This is a genomic window from Brevundimonas sp. UBA7506, assembly GCF_002479495.1.
GTDB lineage: Bacteria > Pseudomonadota > Alphaproteobacteria > Caulobacterales > Caulobacteraceae > Brevundimonas.
This window is the reverse complement of the sequence record NZ_DLNQ01000015.1, coordinates 418,588-436,100: the sequence shown is the minus strand read 5'-3', so window position 1 is coordinate 436,100 and position 17,513 is coordinate 418,588. Positions and strand designations below refer to the sequence as shown.

Genomic DNA, 17,513 nt, shown 5'->3' with positions numbered 1-17,513 from the left:
CAACCCGTCTGGTGCTGAGGATGTCGCATTCCGAAGCGAGACAGATGGAAAAATCCGTGTGAGACAGGACGGCATGAGCATCTTCGAGATTCCCGCCCAGCCCGGCATTCTGCCCTTCCAGGGCATCGAGACCCTGATCGCCGTCGGCGCGATCAAATCCGACACCCCCTTCGATCACGACCAGGTGCAGCCGGCGAGCCTGGACCTGCGCCTGTCGAACCAGGCCTGGCGCGTGCGCGCCTCCTTCCTGCCCGGCCAGCGCAAGGTCGAGGACCGCATCAACGACGTGGAGATGCACGCCATCGACCTGTCGGGCGGCGTGGTGCTGGAAAAGGGCTGCGTCTACATCGCCCGCCTGCAGGAACGCCTCAGCCTGCCCAAGGGCCTGAACGCCCGCGCCAACCCGAAAAGCTCGACCGGCCGCGTCGACGTCTTCGTGCGCCTGCTGACCGACAAGGGCGGCAGCTTCGACGACGTGGACGAGGGCTATGACGGCCCCCTCTATCTCGAGATCGCGCCCCAGACCTTCTCCATCCTGGTCAAGCCCGGCACCCGCCTGAACCAGTTACGCCTCAAGGCCGGCGAGCCGCCCAAGCTGGAGACCCGCAGCGTCGGCGTCGACCTGCGCGCGGGCGAAAACGGCGTCGTCGGCTATCGCGGCCGCCGCCACGCAGGCGTGGTCAACATGGAGCACATCGACGGCCACGACCCGCGCGACTTCTGGGAACCCCTGACCCTGCGTCGCGGCGAACTGCTGCTGGATCCGGGCGAGTTCTACATCCTGGCCTCGTCAGACGACGTGGAAATCCCGGTCGATCAGGCCGCCGAGATGACCCCGATCGACCCCTCGGTCGGCGAGTTCCGCGTCCACTACGCCGGCTTCTTCGACCCCGGCTTCGGCACGGACGAGGCCCACGGCGCCGGCTCCAAGGGCGTGCTGGAGGTTCGCACCCACGACACCCCCTTCCTGCTGGAACACGGCCAGATCGTCGCCCGCCTGGTCTATGAGCCGCTGACGGAACGCCCGACCCGCCTCTACGGCGAAGGCGGCAGCCACTATCAGAGCCAGGGCCTGAAGCTGTCGAAACACTTCCGGCCTTGGGGCTGATCCAAAACAAGAGCACCGCGATCTGCTGATCGCGGGGCTTCTTTTTTGTCCTGGGTCAGGTCAACTTGTTGGCCTTCCTCAGGCTGGGGAAGACCCTGGCCCAGATGCCGGTCGCGGCCAGAGCCCCGACCCCGCCGAACACCGCCGCTCCGATGGGACCGAGCAGGCGCACCATGACACCGGAATAGGCCTCGCCCAGTTCGTTGGAGGCGCCGATGAACAGCATGGACACCGACGACACCCGTCCGCGCATGTGATCCGGCGTGGCCAGCTGGATCAGGGTCTGGCGAATGTTGACGCTGATCATGTCGGCGGCCCCGCCGATGAACAGAACCGCGCCCGACAGCCAGACGCTCTTGGACAGGCCGAAGATCAGGGTGCAGATCCCGAACACCGCCACGGCCGCGAACATCCAGCGCCCCCCGTGCCGCACGATGGGAAAGCGGCTGAGGTAGAGGGCCATGAGCAGGGCCCCGACTCCGAAGGCGGCGCGCAGCAGACCGAAACCCTCAGGCCCGACGTGCAGGATGTCGCGCGCGAAGATCGGCGTCAGCAGGGCCACCCCCGCCAAGAGGACCACGACCAGGTCCAGCGAGATGGCGCCCAGGACGATCTTGGTCTTCCAGACATAGGCCAGGCCTTCCTTGACCAGCTCCAGCGGCCCCACGCCCGTCTCGACGAACTGCGGCTTGCCCCGGGTGCGGATCAGCAGGAAGCAGCCGATGGCGACCAGGAAAAGAGCCATGGCCGAGGCGTAGGCCCAAGGCACGGCGAAGCCGACGATGACGCCGCCGAGCGCCGGTCCGGCGATGGCCCCGGTCTGGAAGGCGATCGACTGGGCCGCGATGGCCGGCGGCAGGGCCTTGCGCCCCACCACCATGGGCAGGAAGGCCTGGCTGGCCGGGGCGAGGAAGGCCCGCGCCGCGCCGAAGACGGCGGCCACGGCCAGCAGCCCCCACAACGGCGGCGAGCCGTGCAAGGCCATGGCGAGGAAGGCCAGTGCGCACAGGCTCTCGACCACGATGGACAGGGTCACGGTGTGCTTGCGGTCGCGCCGGTCGGCCATGGCCCCGGCGGGCAGGGTGAAGGCCAGCAGCGGCAGGAACTGACACAGGCCCACCAGCCCCAGATAGAGGCTGGCTTCGGCGATAGGATGATCGCGACGGGCGATCTCATAGACCTGCCACAACAGGGCCGAGGACTGGATCTGGATGCCCAGAACCGCCGCCACGCGCCCGACCCACAACAGGCGGAAATCGCGAATGGCCCACGGGCTGGACGGGCCGCCGTCGTGAGACTCGGGCGGCAGCGGCGGCTGGGGCGGAACGGTCGGGGCGGTGTCTACGGATTCAGTGGTCACGTTCTTCGGGGCGTCTTCGGATAGGGGGTTCCGTCGCGATGGAAGTAGCGGTCGGCGCCCTTGGGCAGGATCATGTCGATGTCGGGATAGTCGCAGGCGTCCTCAGCCGGGCGGCGCGCGCCGACCTCCAGCAGCACCGCCTCACGGTCGCTGCGGTTCTCGATCTTGTGGCCGTTCGGGACGCCCGCCTTGAAGCCGGCGCAGTCGCCGGGGCGCAGCACGGTCTCGCCGTCCTCTTCCACCAGCACCACCTCGCCCTCGACCACCCAGACGAACTCGTCCTCGGCGGTGTGCCAGTGGCGCTGGCTGGACCAGGCCCCGGCGGGCAGGCGCAGCAGATTGACCCCGAATTGGCTCAGGCCGACCACGTCGCCCAGCCGCCAGCGCCGCCGCGACTTGCACGGGGCGGCGAATTCCTCCGGGTAGCCGGTGCCATGCCCGGTCGGCGCAGTTTCGATGTCGATCTTCGGCACGGTTTCGGGCCTTCTCGCGGATGCGGGATATGCCTAAAGCATAGAGCCCATGAGCGCCGCATCACATTCCGTCATTGATCCTGTCGAACTGACCCGCGACCTGATCCGCATTCCCTCCGTCACCCCCGCCGACGAAGGAGCCATGGACGTGCTGGAGCGCGCCCTGACCGGCCTGGGCTTCACCTGCCGCCGCATGGTGTTCGAGGGGCCGACCGGCGTGGGTCATGACGCCCGCATCGAGAACCTCTACGCCCGACGCGGCTCGGCCTCGCCTAATCTCTGCTTCGCCGGCCACACCGACGTGGTGCCGACCGGCGACGTCGCCGCCTGGACCGCCGCCCCCTTCGAGGGCGAGACCCGCGACGGCATCCTCTACGGACGCGGCGCCGTGGACATGAAGGGCGGCATCGCCGCCTGGGTCGCCGCCGTCTCGCGCGTGCTGACAGACGGCGACGTCCCCGGCTCCCTCTCCTTCCTGATCACCGGCGACGAGGAAGGCCCGGCCCTGCACGGCACCAAGCGGGTGGTCGAGGCCCTGATGGCCGAGGGCGAGGTCATCGACGCCTGCGTGGTCGGCGAGCCGTCTTCGGCCCACCATCTCGGCGACATGATCAAGGTCGGGCGGCGCGGCTCGCTCAACACCTGGATCACCGTCCACGGCAAGCAGGGCCACGTCGCCTATCCCGACCGCGCCGCCAACCCGGCCCCGGTCGTGGCCAAGCTGCTGGCCCGCCTCGACGCCCACGTCCTCGACACGGGTTACCCGGAATTTCCGCCGTCGAACCTCGAGATCACCACCATCGACGTGGGCAATCCGGCGACCAACATCATCCCGGCCGAGGCGAAGGCGCGGCTGAACATCCGCTTCAACCCGACCCACACCGGCGACGGCCTGATCGACTGGCTGAACCGCGAGGCCGGCGCGCTTCAGGCCGAGACCGGCCTGCGCATCGAACTGGGGCACATGTGCTCGGGCGAGGCCTTCCTGACCGAGCCGGGCGTCTTCGTCACGGCGGTGCAGGACGCGGTGGAAGCGACGTTGGGCCGTCGCCCCGAGGCCTCGACCACCGGCGGCACCTCGGACGCCCGCTTCATCCGGTCCCTGTGCCCGGTGCTGGAGCTGGGCCTGGTCGGCCAGACCATGCACCAGATCGACGAGCGCGTGCCCGAGGCCGAACTGCGCGCCCTGGCCGACGCCTACCAGGCGGTGATCGAGACGGTGTTCGAGCGGCTCGCGACCTAGGGTCCCACCTCATCCCTCCATTGGGGAACACCAGGGAGGCGCCGGCCGTTTTAAGGGGCGCCCAGGTCGCTTTGCACTTCAAGGGCAGCCCCCGCATCGCGCGTCAGGAGGACGCCATGGCCGAGAGTGGAATCAGCGTCACGAACTTCGAATCCAAGTCCCACGACAACCCGGATGAACTGCGGACTCCCGAAAAGACCCGCGTCGAGATCGCCCGGCTTTCCGACGCCACGCTGGGCCGGTTCAAGTTCGAGCCTGGCTGGAAATGGTCGGAATGCATCAAGCCCGTCGTCAAGACCGACAGCTGCCAGCTGGCCCATATCGGTCGCCGCTCAGTACGCCAAGCCGAGCTAGGCTTCCCCCGCCGCCTCCAGACGGGCGATGCGGCGGTCCATGTCGGCGACCTGATCCTTCAGGCGCTGCTTTTCCGAGGCCATGTCGACGGGCGTGCCGTCCTCATAGGTCAGTTGCGCGCCCTTCTCGATCAGATCGAGGCGGTACAGGGCGGTGACGCGCGTCGCCTTGAAGCGCTCCAGTTCGCTGTCCTTGTCGAGGGCCATCAGACCGCCGCCACGACGATGATCTCAACCAGGTATTCTGGCGAAGCCAGCTTACCTTCGCTGGTGGCGCGGGCGGGCGGATTGGCCTTGTCGACCCAGGCGTCCCAGACGGCGTTCATGGCCTCGAAATCGGCGATGTCGGCCAGCCAGATGGTGGCCATCAGAATCTTGGACTTGTCGGTGCCGGCCTGGGCCAGCAGGGCGTCGATCTCGGCCAGCGTCGTCTTCGTCTGGGCCGTGATGTCGTCGCCCGGCTCGCCGACCTGACCGGCCAGATAGACGGTATTGCCGTGGATGACGGCCTCGCTCATGCGGGCGCCGGGCTGGATGCGGGTGATCATGGGGAGGCCTCCTGAAATCAGGCCACCGGCTTAACCCAGCATCATCTCCATCACCAGAAGGGCCGCGAGGAAGACCGCCGCAAAGGCGATGCAGAAGAAGACGAGGTCGCGCGGTCGGCCGCGTGCGGGCTGATTGGCGGCGGGCGGCAGTTTAACCGGCAGGCGCGACATCGGCTTTTCCTTGTCAGACGCCCGAGGATGCTCCGGCCATGCTTACCCCTTGATAAACAGAAACAATCAGTTTTGTTGTCGCTCCAGGAAGCGGAGCGCGCTGAAGACGTGGGCCTTCACGCCCAGCGGCAACACCTTCTCGTTGACGTCGAACTCCGGCGAATGATTGGGCGCCGCTGTCGCCGGATCAACGCCGTCCGGGCTGCCGCCCAGGTGGTAGAAGACGCCGGGAACCGCGCACTGGAAGTAGCTGAAGTCCTCGGCCACCGTGGTCGCGGGCGTGGCGGGATTGACCTTGCCGACCCCCGCAGCCTCCTCCAGCACCGGCGCCAGCCAGGCCGAGAGCGCTTCGTCGTTGAAGACCAGAGCCGCATTCTGCCGAACGGAGAAGTCGGCGGTCGCGCCGTAGGCTTCGGCCACGTGGTCGATGGCCGCCTCGGCCCTGGCCACCAGGGTGTCGCGCTGGGCGACATCGAAGGTGCGCAGGGTGCCGCTCAGCGTCGCGCGGTCGGGAATGATGTTGTAGCGCACGCCCGCGTCCATCGTCGCGATGGTGAAGACCGTCGGCGTCGTGGTGGGATCGATGGTGCGCGCCGTCAGGGTGTTGACCGTCTGAATGACGTTGGCCGCCGCGGCGATCACGTCGACGCCCTTCCACGGCCAGGCCCCGTGCGTCTGCTTGCCGTGCAGGACGATGTCGACCCGATCCGAGGCCGCCATGAAGCCCTGCGGTCGATAGAAGATGGTGCCCGGAACGCCCGGCACCACATGCAGGCCGAAAATGGCCTCGGGCGCCGGGGCCTTCAGCGCGCCCTCCTGGATCATCAGGGCGGCCCCGCCCAGAGGCTCGCCCGGAGGCGCGCCTTCCTCGGCCGGCTGGAAGATGAAGACGACCGTGCCGCTGATCTGGTCCTTCATGCCGGCCAGAACCTCGGCGGCCCCCATCAGCATGGCGACGTGGGCGTCATGGCCGCAGGCATGGGCCACCGGCACGGTTTCGCCCATGTAGGTTCCCGTGGCGGTCGAGGCGAAGGCCAGCCCCGTCGCCTCCTTGACCGGCAGGGCGTCCATGTCGGCGCGCAGCGCCACCGTGCGGCCGGGGCGCGCCCCGCGCAGCACGCCGACCACGCCTGTCTTGCCGACCCCGGTGCGGACTTCCATCCCCAGCGACCGCAGGTGGTCGGCGACCACGCCGGCGGTGCGCGTCTCGGCGAAGCCCAGTTCAGGATGCTGATGCAGGTCGCGCCGCCAGGCCACAACCTCGGGCATGACCCGATCCACCGCCGCCGAAACCGTCGCCTGCGGGACCTGGGCGGCGGCGGCGCCCGCCGACATGAGGACCAGGGCGGCAGACAGGCTCAAGCATTGGCGGACGTTCATGGTGGGCTCCCCTTTTGTGAAGATCATGTTGCGCGGGCGAACCCCGCTTGTGCAAGTCATCGCGAACACCGATCTTCGGGCCATGAGCAAGACGCCCAAACCCTTCAAGGTGTCGAAGACCCGCTGGAACGAAGTGATTCTGGTGTGTCGCAAATGCTCGAAAAAGCTGGACGGCGGCTTCGGCCCCGACGGCGACAAGACCCTGAAAAAGGCCCTGCGGCGCTATCTGCACGCTGGCAAGGGTCGCAAGGCGGATCTCGCCGTGGTGGGCGCCGACTGCTTCGATGTCTGCCCCAGGAACGCGGTCGTGGCCGTCAACGCCCGCCGCCCCGAGGAACTGCTGATCGTGCCCGCAGGGGCCGACCTGTTCGAGGTCAAGGCGCGGCTGGGTCTGGACGACGGGCGCCGCCTCAAGCCGCCCTTGCCCGCGCCCGCCGCCGAGACGACTTCCTAAAGTCGAAAAGCCGTGTCAGAGGCAGATCATGGACACGACCCGTATCGAGAAGCGTATCGGCGTGAACGCGCCGTCGGACCGCATCTGGGAGATCCTCAGCGATCTCGAAAACTGGCATAGCTGGAACCCCTATGAGACCGGGGTAGCCGGCGCCCTGGCCTTTGGCGCCGGCATCAGCCTGACCGAGGCCTTGCCCGGCATGGCGGAACGGCAGGTCCAGGCCCGCCTCGGCGACTGGCAGCCCTACGCCCAACTGGTCTGGGCCGAGAAGCGCGGCTTCATGTTCAACGCCATCCGCTACTATGAGATCGAGGAGTTGGAGCGCGGCAACTGCATCGTCGCCAACGGCGTGATCTTCTCGGGCCTGCGCGGCGAACTGTTCCACGACAAGCACCGCAAGCTGATCCGCGGCGCCTATGAGGACATCGCCGAAGCCCTCAAGCGCGCCGCCGAGGGATGAAGACGCGGGCGGCTCAGCCGCCCTTCATCATGTCCTGAATGTTGATGATCGCCGGTCCCAGGATGACCACGAACAGCACGGGCAGGAAGAAGACGATCATCGGCACGGTCAGTTTGGCCGGCAGGGCGGCGGCCTTTTTCTCTGCGGCGGCCAGACGCAGTTCGCGATTTTCCTTGGCCATCACCCGCAGGGCGGAGCCCAGCGGCGTGCCATAGGTTTCGGCCTGGGTCATGGCCGTGGCGACGGCGCGGATGCCGGGATGATTGGTCCGCTTGGCCATCCCCTCATAGGCCATGCGCCGGTCGGGCAGATAGGAAAGCTCGGCCGACAAGAGGCTGAGTTCCTCGGCCAGTTCGATCGACTGGCCGCCGACCTCCTGGCTGACCTTCTGAATCGCCGCCTCGATTGACATGCCCGACTCCACGCAGATCAGCAGCAGGTCGAGGGAGTCGGGGAAGGCCGCCACAATCGACTGACGCCGTGACGCGATGCGGTTCTGGACATAGATGTTCGGGGCGTAGAAGCCCGCCGCCGCGGCGAACACCAGGACGCAGAGCTTCAGCGTCAGGGTCATGCCGAAGTCGTTGACCACGAACAGGTAGAGGCCCGTCAGCACCATAAAGATAAAGGGCGTGGCGAAGCGGAAGAAGTAGAAGGTGGTCAGAGGACGGGGCCCACGGAACCCCGCCTGGATCATGTTCTCGGCGACCTTGGGGTCTTCCAGCAGCTGGGTCAGGTTCAGACGGTCGACGACGCGCTTCTTGAAGCCTTCATCCGAGTGACGCAGCGTGGCCGGGCTGCCGGCGCCGCCCTTCATGGCCTGCCGCGAACGGCGCTTCAGCTCCTCGCGGCGCTCGCCCACCGCCTTCATGCGCTTGTCCAGACGCGCCCCCCCTGTGAAGGAGCTCAGCAGCGTCAGAACGCTGGCGAAGACGGCGACGCCCACGCCGATGCTCAGCAGGTTCTGAGGGTCGGTGATAAATCGCAAAAAGCTGTCCACGGCGTCCTCCCCCTCAGAACTTGAACGAGATCATGCGCTTCATCATGAAGATGCCGCAGCCCATCCAGAGCCCCGCCCCCAGAAGCATCGCCTGACCGCGCATGTCGGTGAACAGCAGCATCATGTAGGCCGGGCTGGAGATCATCACGAGGATCATGACCACCGGCGGCAGGGAGCCGATAATGCCGGCCGAGGCGATGGCTTCCGACGACATGGCCTTGATCTTTTCGCCCATCATCCGCCGCGCCCGAAGCACCGACGTCAGGTTGCCGAGCGCCTCGGCCAGGTTGCCGCCGCTCTTCTGCTGGATGGCGATGACGATGGCGAAGAACTTCAGTTCAGGAACCGGCATCCGCTCGAACATCTTGTCCAGCGCCTCACTCAGCGTCATCCCGACGCCCAGCCCTTCGACCAGAAGCTGGAACTCTCCAGCCAGGGGCTGCGGGCTCTCGCGCGCGATGATCTTGAAGCAGTCGTGGACGGGCAGGCCGGTCTTGATGCCGCGCACCAGGATGTCGACGGCGTCGGCGAAGGCGAGCGAGAACTGCTTCATCCGCTTCTTGCCCCTCATGCTCACGACCCAGCGGGGCATGCCCAGCCCCATGGCCACGCCGACGCCCAGGGCCAGCAGGGGATTGAGGCCGAGCACGAAGGCCGCGGCGGCGCCGATAACGCCCAGGACCACGCTGATGATGATGAAGGTGCGCAGGCTGATCGGCAGGTCGGCCTGCTTGAGCTTGGCGCTCAGGGTCATACGCGCCTTGCGATCGCGCCGATCAACCTCCTGCAGCTGCTGCATGATCTGCTTGCGGCGCGCCTCGGGCGTGTTGACCACGGCGGCGCGCTTGCCGGCCGGTTCAGCCTTGGCCGCGCCGATGGACTTGGCGCGCTTGACCGCCTGGGCCGACGTATCGTCCCCGCTGACAAGAACCCAGCCCACGCCGCCGATGGTGATGAAGGCGAGGAACGCCGCGAGAATGGGAAGCATCAGGCCCTACTCCGCCGCGTCCAGGGCTTCGGCCAGTTCGCGCTCCAGCCCGTAATAGCGCGCGCGGTCCCAGAAGCGCGGACGGGCGATGCCGGTCGAACGGTGACGGCCGGTGATCTTGCCGTGAGCGTCCTCGCCCGTGATCTCATAGACGAACAGGTCCTGGGTCACGATGACGTCGCCTTCCAGACCCACCACCTCGGTGATGTGGGTGATGCGGCGCGAGCCGTCGCGCAGACGCGCCGCCTGGATGATGACGTCGACCGAACCGACGATCATCTCGCGGATGGTCTTGGACGGCAGACCGTAGCCGCCCATAGTGATCATGGACTCCATACGGCTGATGGCTTCGCGGGGCGAGTTGGCGTGAAGCGTGCCCATCGAGCCGTCGTGGCCGGTGTTCATGGCCTGCAGCAGGTCAAAGGCCTCCGGGCCGCGGACCTCGCCGACGATAATGCGTTCGGGACGCATCCGCAGACAGTTCTTGACCAGATCCCGCATGGTGATCTGGCCCTGGCCTTCCAGGTTGGGCGGACGGGTTTCCAGACGCACCACGTGCGGCTGCTGCAACTGCAGTTCGGCGGCGTCCTCGCAGGTGATGACGCGCTCGGTCGGGTCGATGAAGGCCGTCAGGGTGTTGAGCAAGGTCGTCTTGCCGGAACCCGTACCGCCCGAGATGACCAGGTTGCATCGCGCCGCGCCGATGACGCCCAGGACACGCGCGCCCTCGGGACTGATGGAGGCGTACTCCACCAGGTTCTTCATCGTCAGCTTGTCTTTCTTGAACTTACGGATCGTCAGCGTGGGACCGTCGATGGCCAGCGGCGGGGCGATGACGTTGACGCGCGAGCCGTCGGGCAGGCGGGCGTCGCAGATGGGGCTGGATTCATCGACGCGGCGACCGACCTGCGACACGATCCTCTGGCAGATGTTCATCAGCTGGGTGTTGTCGCGGAAGCGGACGTTGGTCAGTTGCACCTTGCCGCCGACTTCGATGAAGACCCGCCCGGCGCCGTTGACCATGATGTCGGCGATGTCGTCGCGCGCCAGCAAAGGCTCCAGCGGGCCGTAGCCGAGGACGTCGTTGACGATGTCCTGGACCAGGTGCTCCTGCTCGGCCACCGACATGGAGACGTTCTTGATCGCCACCAGTTCGGCGACGATGTCGCGGATTTCCTCGGACGCCGTCTTCTGGTCCAGCTGGGCCAGTTGGGACAGGTCGATGGTGTTCATCAACGCGTTGAAGATGGTCGTCTTCGTGGCGTGATAATAGTCGGACTGCTCGCGGACGATCTCGGCGACCGCCTGGGCCTTCTTCAGCTGTTCCAGACCGGCCGTCGCGCGCGGCCCCTTGACCGGGCCGCCTGGCGCGGGCGCGGCGGGCGCGGGCTGCGGGCGGGCGGCCAGGGCGTCCAGCCGATCACCGCTTTCAGGCGCAGCGCGCGCAGGCGCTTCCAGTTCTTCAAGCGAAAACCCGTCGACCGGCTCGAGCGGGCGCGTAACCGCCGCCGCCGGCTGGGGAGCCGGCGCGGGTCGCGGGGCGACCGCGACGCCGGGCTGGGCGGTGCGCTTGCCGAACATGACCTCAGCGCTTCTTGCTGAACAGAGAGGCGAGCAGAGAGCCGCCCTTCTTGGCCGGCGCCCCGCCCTTGACGGGCGACGTCGGCAGTTCGCGCCGAGACACAATCTGAGCCAGGGTTTCGAAGGCCTCCGCCGACTTGGTCTTGGCGCCGGCCTCAACGATCATCTGACCATTGTTGGCGGCCGCGCCGAACACCTTGGCGTCAAAGGGGATGATCAGGCTGGGATGGATGCCCAGGGCCGAGCCGAAGTCCTTGGCCGGGATTTCAGGACGTCCCGGCACGCCGACCTGGTTCAGCACCAGACGCGGAGGGGCGTCATTGGGACGGCCCTGCTTGATCAGGTCGATCATGTTCTTGGCGTTGCGCAGGCTCGCCAGATCGGGCGTCGCCACGATCACCACCTCGTCGGCCGAGATCAGGGTCTTGCGCATCCAGCCCGACCACAGGTGCGGCAGGTCCAGCACCACGAAGGGCGCGGTCGAACGGATCCGCGTGGTCACCTCCTCGAAGGCGTCCGGCTGGATGTCCCAGTCAGCGTCCAGAGTGGCGGGGGCCGCGAACAGGCTCAGCTTGTCCGTGCAGCGGACCATCATCCGGTCCAGCAAGGTGGCGTCCAGACGGTCCGGCTGGCTCAAGGCGTCGGCCACCCCGCCAAGCGGGTCCTGATTGAAGTCCAGACCGGCGGTGCCGAACGGCAGGTCGTAGTCGACGATGACGGTGTTGACGCCGATCCGCTCGCTCATGGCGTAGGCGGTGTTGTGAGCCACGGCCGAGGCCCCGGCCCCGCCACGCGCGCCGACGAAGGCGATGGAGCGCCCGACGAAGGGCTGGGCCGGGTCAGCGAACAGGCCGCCGATGGCCGAGATCAGCTGCAGCGGCTGGACCGGCGCGACCAGATACTCGCTGACGCCGCGCCGCATCAGCTCGCGGAACAGAAGGATGTCGTTGGTGGCGCCGATAATCACCACCTTGGTGCCGGCGTCGCAGACCTCGGCCAGCTGGTCGATCTCCCAGAGCAGGGTCTGGGCATCCTTCATGCTTTCGACGACGATCAGCGGCGGGGTCGGCTCCGACCGGTAGGCTTCGATGGCGGCGCCCACGCCGCCGACCCGGATCTGGGTCGTGGCCCGCGACATGCGGCGGTCCTGTCCCGCGCGCTCTGCCGAAGCCAGGGTGTCTTGACGCTCCGCGAAGACGTGAACGGCGATGCGCGGGATCGACACCTCGACCGAGGCGCCCGATGCGATCGACAGGCTGGACGGCTCATAGGTCGCCAGAACAGGGGACGAGGGCGCGACCGGAACGGCCGCTTCTTCCAGAGAAACCTGCGACGCCGACGCCACGACCACAGCGGCCGCCGCCGTCTCCGTCTCGGCCACCAGTTGGCCGACGGGATTATAGGAAGCCGCTGCGTCCGCAGACGGCTCGACCACGTCGAACTGGGGCGCGAACGGCAAGGACTCGACCGGCGTCGCCGCGACGGCATCGACGAACTCGTCATCCATCTCGAACGCGTCCAGCGAATCGAAATCCTGTGCGGCGAAGGGCTTGGTCATCTGCATCACTCCACAGCGCGGGAAACACGCGTTCCCATGACCAGTTCTTCGCGACCGGCCGCAGTGGGCTCGCCCTTGACGTACTGATCGAACACCACGGCGCGGCGCTGAGCGTCGGCGGGGGTCATGGCCCTCGGCGAAACGATGTCGCGAGGATCGGCGATCTGAGCCGCCAGATTGGCGGTAACCGCGCACCCGAAGTTCGCCGCCGACTGATTGTCGCCGGTGCGGGTCAGGCTGCCCCACTGGGTTCCGCATTGCGGCACAGCGGCGCGCACGGTCTCGAACCCGGCCAGGATCGGCGCCCGGGGATCGGGTCCGGCATAGCTGACGACGCGGATCATGTGGTCCGGCGCGCCGGCGGCCACCAGCCCCGCCTTGACGTTCCACGCCGCTTGCTGGGCGACGGGATCGGCTCCGGCCGGAGCTTCGACCACAAGAGCCGAAGCGCCTTCGACGGCGAAGCGCGCCACCAGATCGGCCAGCGCGGCCTGCTGGGCGCCGGACAGCCCGGTCTCGTGCACGGCCAGGGCGATACGGTCCAGGCCCGGCTCGACCTGCAGGCTGTATCGCGAGGTCGGCGTCAGCGGGGCCTCGCCGCCCAGGCTGGCGGGACCGCCCGCGCAACTCCCCAGCAACAGGCCGCCGAAGGCCAGGGTAGTCGACAGGGTGACGAGGGATTTGGCGGTTCGGGTCATGGCGCTCACTCGATCACATAGCCGACAGGACCTCGCCACCCCGCACCCGCCTGGGCGGTGGGAGCGGGCGACCCGTAGGCCTGGTTCAGCTGACCAAAGAAGATGGTTTCGGCGTCCTGGGCGATGCGCAGGCCGTCGGCCGGCGTCTGCATCCGGCCCGGCGACGTGGGGCTGACGATATAGGGTTCGACGATCACCACCAGTTCGGTCTCTCCCATCAGATAGTCGCGCGAACGGAACAGCGAGCCCAGAACCGGCAGGTTGGTCATGCCCGGCAGCGAGTCCACTGTCTGACGCGTCGATTCCTGCAGCAGGCCGGCGATCATCATCGAGCCGCCGGAGGGAATTTCGATGGTGTTCTCGCTCCGGCGGACCGACAGGCCCGGCAGGCTGATCGACGACGCCGTGCCGGCGCCGATGGTCAGACCGCCCTGCGGCGTCAGCTCGGACACCTCGACCTTGACCTGCAGCGAGATGCGGCCGCCGGTCAGGACGACGGGGCGGAACGACAGACCCACACCATAGGGTTTGTACTCGACCGTGATCTGGCCTTCCTTGTCCCGCCCGGCGGGAATCGGGAACTCGCCGCCCGCCAGGAAGCTGGCGGCCTCGCCGTTGACTGACGTCAGGTTCGGCTCGGCCAGGGTGCGCACCAGACCCACGCGCTCGAAGGCCTTGATCGTGGCGTTGCCCTTGTTAAGCCCGTCGGAGCCAGGGCCGGTGCCCGGCTGGGCGGTGTCCCAGTTCGACGGATCGCCCGGAGCGCCGCCGTTCACCGTCGTGGGGCACATGGCGTCCGCCGGCCAGCCAGGGCCGCAGGGCATCTGCATCTGATAGTTCTTGGTGGTGTCCCGCGACACGCCGCCGGTGATCCCGCCCAGCAGTTCGCCGTTGACGCCCCAGGTGGCGGCGTTGCCCAGCAGCCACTGGGTGTCGCCGATCCGGCCGATCACCGCCTGGGTGTCGAAGCCCAGTTGCTTGACCGCGCTGCGCTGCACCTCGACCACGCGAACCTTCAGCGTCACCTGGTCAGAGCCGGCCACGCTGATCATGTTGACCACCTTCTCCGGCGCCGAGACGAAGGCACGGGCCACCTGGGCGGCGCGCTGGGCTTCCGCCGGGCTGGCGGCGGTGCCCGTGAGGATGATGCTGTCGTTGACGGCTTCAGCGCGGACGTTCGATCCCGGCGAGACCCGGCTCAGCGTGTCCTGCAGCGCGCTGGTTCCGGCGTCGACGCGCACCCTCAAGGCGAGGATGGTGCGCCCCGTCGCATCGAGGAAGACGGCGTCGGTCTCGCCCGCCGCCACGCCGATCACGGTGATGCGGCGCGGCGAATGCAGCATGGCCTCGGCCACCTGCGGGTTCGACACGATCACGTCGCGCGCGTCCGCCGGGAGATCCACCGCGAAGGAGGTGCCGCGCGGCAGGTTCACCATTTGCGGCCCCGCCCCCGTCGAGACGGCGGCGCGGGTCTGGGCCAGGGGCGCCGAAGCAGCCCCGCCCAGGACGATCAGGGAGGCGCAGGCCGCCGCGATCAAACGATTCATGCCGGGTTTCCTCATGGAACGGCGACCGCTTCGGCCTGGCCTTCGCGATAGACGCGCACGACGCCGCCCGAAGCGGCGGCGTTTCCTCGACTCGTTGCGCCGGCGACGCGGCCCGACGGTCCGGCGGTGTCGGCGTAGGAGCGCAGCACCAGCGACAGTTCGCCTTCGGACTTGGCCAGGGCCAGAACCTCGGCGTCCCGCGCGCTGACCTCGAGCGTCGCGGTGGCGCCGACCACAGCCTGGGCGTCCTCGGCGGCGCGCGTGGCCTGATCGATGGCCAGGACCTTGACGTTCTGCATCACGGTGGCCGCGACGAATTTCGAGGTTTCCCCTCCGGCGGCTCCGCTCGGCAGCTTGACCTCGCGGGTCAGCAGCACGTCGGCCCGGTCGCCCGGCAGGATGAAGCCGCCCGCGGCGGTCTCGACCGTGACGCGAATGGCCATGGCCCTCATGCCCGGCTCAAGATAGGCCGCCATATAGCCGCTGTCGCCGGCCCGCACGATCTTGCGGGCGACAATGGGCTCTCCGGCCAGAATGGGTTCGCGGACGACGGAGCCTATGAAGTCGGCCTTGGCGCCGCCGGTGGCCAGGTCGGTCGCGGCGCGGGTCACGCGGGTGGCGGCGCCTTCAGCCTTGGCGGGCTTGGCGTCGTCCGCCTTGGCCGGGGCCTTGGCGTCGCCTTCGGCGGGCGGCGCGGCGGGAACCGGCACGCTGCCGTCCGTGATGAAGACGGGATTGACCTCGGCGACGGGCCAGTCCTTCCACGCCAGGTCGGCGTCGGTCAGGCGGCGGCCAGGCTCCAGGTCCTTGGCGGCGACCAGAACCTTGGCCATGGGCGGGGCCTCGACGGCAGCGACGGCGGTCGCGGTCGGCTTGCCCGACGAGCCCATGGCTCGCACGACCAGGGCCAGGCCGATGGCCGCGAGGGCGGCTATACAGATGACGGCGATTTTGGCGGGCTTCATCGACGGTCTCCGGCAGGCGCGGCGACGTTGATTCAGATCTTCGCCCTCTGCCGTTAACGACAATGAGGCCCGTCGGTTAACGCGCCCCTAAGCGGCCCGACGCCGCATCAACCGCCGATGAAGGCGCGCACCAGGGGGCTGGACGGATAGGCCAGCAGGGCGCCGGCGGCTATGGCCACGCCATAGGGGATGTCGCCCTTGGGCTGCATCAGCCGGGCGACCCAACCAGGCCCGTTCAGGGCGAAGACCTGAAGCCGGGCGCGCGCCAGCAACAGCATCAGACAGATGCCGCCGCCGACCAGGGCGGTGTAAAGAACAAAAGGCCCCGCGCCCGAATAGCCGAACCAGAGACTGGCCGCCGCCATCAGCTTGGCGTCGCCGCCGCCGACCCAGCGCAGGGCGAACATGCCCATCCCGATCAACAGGGCGACGAAGCCGACGGCCAAAGCCGTCGCCACCTCCGTCAGCGAAAGGCCCAGAACCAGGGCCGCCGGGAAGAAGGCGAGGATCAACACCCCCGAAATCCAGTTCGGGATCTTCATCGTCGTCAGGTCGTGGAGACCGGCGACGATCACCAGCACCGGCATGACGCCCAGCAAAACGAGAGAGAGTTCAGTCATGCCGCCTACACTCCCCGGGAACCTTTAAGGTCCCGTTGCCGCCCGATCGCGACATTCCGGCAAGGAAAAGGCCGGAACGTTTCCGTTCCGGCCCCTGCCCTTCAAGCCTGATCCCAGGCGAGAAGCAATGCGATTACTGAGCGCCTTCGGCGGCAGTGATCTCGTCGTTCACGCTTTCGAACGTGCCCTTGAGCTTGCCGCCCAGGGTGCCGACGGCGGCGATGATGGCGACGGCGATCAGAGCAGCGATCAGGCCGTATTCAATGGCCGTGGCGCCGGATTCGTCATTGGCGAAGTTCTTGATGAAGTTACGCATGATTGTCTTCCTTCTTTGTCTAAGCGAGCAACAGTTCCACCACCAGGGTCACCGGCTTTGCCCGCTTGACCCCCGTTTGCATGACGACAATGCGCCGGCGATCATTAAGGCCGAGTAAAACGACCCAGGCATCTCGGATTATTTGATGGTTACTGGTCTGTTTACTATAGATTTCGAACAGTTTTCCCGCCTCACCCTCACATTCAGGATTTCTTGATCTTTCGAGGTGAAATTTCACGCTCAGCGCCCGCGCGCGCCCATTCTTTTCAGTCGGAGCCGCCGCCCATGCCCAGCACCTTCAAGAGGCTCGTCGTCGGCTCGACCTCCGCGCTGCTCGCGCTCGCCGCCGTCACCGCCGCTCAGGCCCAGGCGCGCCCGCTGAACGTCGAGATCGACCACGCCACGCGCGTGCAACTGCGGGCGCCGGCCGGTTCGGTGATCGTGGCCAATCCCAAGATCGCCGACGTCACCGTGGTGGACGCCAACACCCTGTTCATCACCGGAAAGGGCTACGGCGTGACCGAGATCGTCGCCGTCGACGCCCTGGGCCGCCCCCTGTTCCAGAGCCAGGTGGTGGTGAGCGCCGGCTCCTCCGGCTCGGTTCGCGTCTGGCGCGGAGCCCAGGCGACGGAAATGGCTTGCGGCGCCAGTTGCTCGCCCAGCGTCCGGGCCGCCCCGGCGCCCTGATCC

At 67.7% G+C, this 17,513-nt stretch carries 20 protein-coding genes; 5 read left to right on the top strand and 15 right to left on the bottom strand.

Annotated elements, in window-relative coordinates; genetic code table 11:
• The first annotated feature begins 73 nt into the window (after window positions 1-73).
• The gene (locus tag B3K53_RS14680) at window positions 74-1,108 is read left to right on the top strand and encodes a 2'-deoxycytidine 5'-triphosphate deaminase (RefSeq protein ID WP_292085264.1); all 1,035 of its coding nucleotides are present in this window, start codon (window positions 74-76) and stop codon (window positions 1,106-1,108) included.
• A 55-nt stretch (window positions 1,109-1,163) separates the two neighbouring features.
• Here the strand turns inward: B3K53_RS14680 and B3K53_RS14675 are convergent, their stop codons facing one another.
• Both B3K53_RS14675 and B3K53_RS14670 read right to left on the bottom strand, forming a co-directional pair.
• Window positions 1,164-2,417 carry an MFS transporter gene (locus tag B3K53_RS14675; RefSeq protein WP_409515776.1) on the bottom strand — a complete coding sequence of 418 codons (1,254 nt, stop codon included), beginning with the start codon at window positions 2,415-2,417 and terminating at the stop codon, window positions 1,164-1,166.
• 47 nt (window positions 2,418-2,464) lie between these two features.
• Window positions 2,465-2,941: a cupin domain-containing protein gene (locus tag B3K53_RS14670; RefSeq protein ID WP_292085262.1), complete on the bottom strand. Its 477-nt coding sequence runs from the start codon at window positions 2,939-2,941 to the stop codon at window positions 2,465-2,467.
• Between the two features lie 49 nt (window positions 2,942-2,990).
• Here B3K53_RS14670 and dapE point away from each other — a divergent pair, with 49 nt between their 5' ends.
• Window positions 2,991-4,184 (top strand): succinyl-diaminopimelate desuccinylase, encoded by a 1,194-nt coding sequence (dapE, locus tag B3K53_RS14665; RefSeq protein WP_292085261.1) that lies wholly within the window; start codon window positions 2,991-2,993, stop codon window positions 4,182-4,184.
• A gap of 350 nt (window positions 4,185-4,534) precedes the next feature.
• On the opposite strand, the gene B3K53_RS14660 is transcribed toward dapE, so the two are convergent.
• From B3K53_RS14660 to B3K53_RS14645, 4 genes are all read right to left on the bottom strand, one after another.
• Window positions 4,535-4,744, bottom strand: a complete 210-nt coding sequence (locus tag B3K53_RS14660) for a hypothetical protein (RefSeq protein WP_292085260.1) — start codon at window positions 4,742-4,744, stop codon at window positions 4,535-4,537.
• Window positions 4,744-5,085, bottom strand: a complete 342-nt coding sequence (locus B3K53_RS14655; protein ID WP_292085259.1) for a RidA family protein — start codon at window positions 5,083-5,085, stop codon at window positions 4,744-4,746. Before B3K53_RS14655 ends, B3K53_RS14660 begins: the two co-directional genes overlap by 1 nt.
• Before the next feature lie 30 nt (window positions 5,086-5,115).
• On the bottom strand, window positions 5,116-5,256 hold the full coding sequence (locus tag B3K53_RS14650) for a hypothetical protein (protein WP_292085258.1): 141 nt from the start codon (window positions 5,254-5,256) through the stop codon (window positions 5,116-5,118).
• 66 nt (window positions 5,257-5,322) lie between these two features.
• A complete protein-coding gene (locus tag B3K53_RS14645) occupies window positions 5,323-6,636 on the bottom strand; it encodes an amidohydrolase (protein WP_292085256.1) in 1,314 nt (437 codons plus the stop codon).
• A gap of 82 nt (window positions 6,637-6,718) precedes the next feature.
• Between B3K53_RS14645 and B3K53_RS14640 the strand changes: the two genes are divergently transcribed.
• Both B3K53_RS14640 and B3K53_RS14635 read left to right on the top strand, forming a co-directional pair.
• Window positions 6,719-7,090 carry a hypothetical protein gene (locus B3K53_RS14640; protein WP_292085255.1) on the top strand — a complete coding sequence of 124 codons (372 nt, stop codon included), beginning with the start codon at window positions 6,719-6,721 and terminating at the stop codon, window positions 7,088-7,090.
• A 28-nt stretch (window positions 7,091-7,118) separates the two neighbouring features.
• On the top strand, window positions 7,119-7,550 hold the full coding sequence (locus B3K53_RS14635) for an SRPBCC domain-containing protein (RefSeq protein WP_292085254.1): 432 nt from the start codon (window positions 7,119-7,121) through the stop codon (window positions 7,548-7,550).
• 13 nt (window positions 7,551-7,563) lie between these two features.
• Here B3K53_RS14635 and B3K53_RS14630 read toward each other — a convergent pair whose 3' ends face one another.
• The 9 genes from B3K53_RS14630 to B3K53_RS14590 all read right to left on the bottom strand — a co-directional run bounded on the left by B3K53_RS14630 (window position 7,564) and on the right by B3K53_RS14590 (window position 16,823).
• The gene (locus B3K53_RS14630; protein WP_292085251.1) at window positions 7,564-8,550 is read right to left on the bottom strand and encodes a type II secretion system F family protein; all 987 of its coding nucleotides are present in this window, start codon (window positions 8,548-8,550) and stop codon (window positions 7,564-7,566) included.
• 13 nt (window positions 8,551-8,563) lie between these two features.
• Window positions 8,564-9,538, bottom strand: coding sequence for a type II secretion system F family protein (locus B3K53_RS14625; RefSeq protein ID WP_292085250.1), 975 nt, complete (start codon window positions 9,536-9,538; stop codon window positions 8,564-8,566).
• 6 nt (window positions 9,539-9,544) lie between these two features.
• On the bottom strand, window positions 9,545-11,119 hold the full coding sequence (locus tag B3K53_RS14620) for a CpaF family protein (protein WP_292085247.1): 1,575 nt from the start codon (window positions 11,117-11,119) through the stop codon (window positions 9,545-9,547).
• Between the two features lie 4 nt (window positions 11,120-11,123).
• The gene (locus B3K53_RS14615; protein ID WP_292085246.1) at window positions 11,124-12,677 is read right to left on the bottom strand and encodes an AAA family ATPase; all 1,554 of its coding nucleotides are present in this window, start codon (window positions 12,675-12,677) and stop codon (window positions 11,124-11,126) included.
• A gap of 5 nt (window positions 12,678-12,682) precedes the next feature.
• Entirely contained in the window at window positions 12,683-13,375 is a 693-nt protein-coding gene (locus B3K53_RS14610) for a CpaD family pilus assembly protein (protein ID WP_292085244.1), read from the bottom strand.
• A gap of 5 nt (window positions 13,376-13,380) precedes the next feature.
• Window positions 13,381-14,922 (bottom strand): type II and III secretion system protein family protein, encoded by a 1,542-nt coding sequence (locus B3K53_RS14605; protein ID WP_312064225.1) that lies wholly within the window; start codon window positions 14,920-14,922, stop codon window positions 13,381-13,383.
• Between the two features lie 11 nt (window positions 14,923-14,933).
• A complete protein-coding gene (gene cpaB / locus B3K53_RS14600) occupies window positions 14,934-15,887 on the bottom strand; it encodes a Flp pilus assembly protein CpaB (RefSeq protein ID WP_292085242.1) in 954 nt (317 codons plus the stop codon).
• A 107-nt stretch (window positions 15,888-15,994) separates the two neighbouring features.
• Entirely contained in the window at window positions 15,995-16,507 is a 513-nt protein-coding gene (locus tag B3K53_RS14595; RefSeq protein WP_292085241.1) for an A24 family peptidase, read from the bottom strand.
• Between the two features lie 133 nt (window positions 16,508-16,640).
• Complete coding sequence (locus B3K53_RS14590) at window positions 16,641-16,823, bottom strand: Flp family type IVb pilin (protein WP_292085240.1); 183 nt, start codon at window positions 16,821-16,823, stop codon at window positions 16,641-16,643.
• A gap of 285 nt (window positions 16,824-17,108) precedes the next feature.
• Here B3K53_RS14590 and B3K53_RS14585 point away from each other — a divergent pair, with 285 nt between their 5' ends.
• Window positions 17,109-17,510 carry a pilus assembly protein N-terminal domain-containing protein gene (locus B3K53_RS14585; RefSeq protein WP_292085239.1) on the top strand — a complete coding sequence of 134 codons (402 nt, stop codon included), beginning with the start codon at window positions 17,109-17,111 and terminating at the stop codon, window positions 17,508-17,510.
• The last annotated feature ends 3 nt before the right edge of the window (window positions 17,511-17,513 follow it).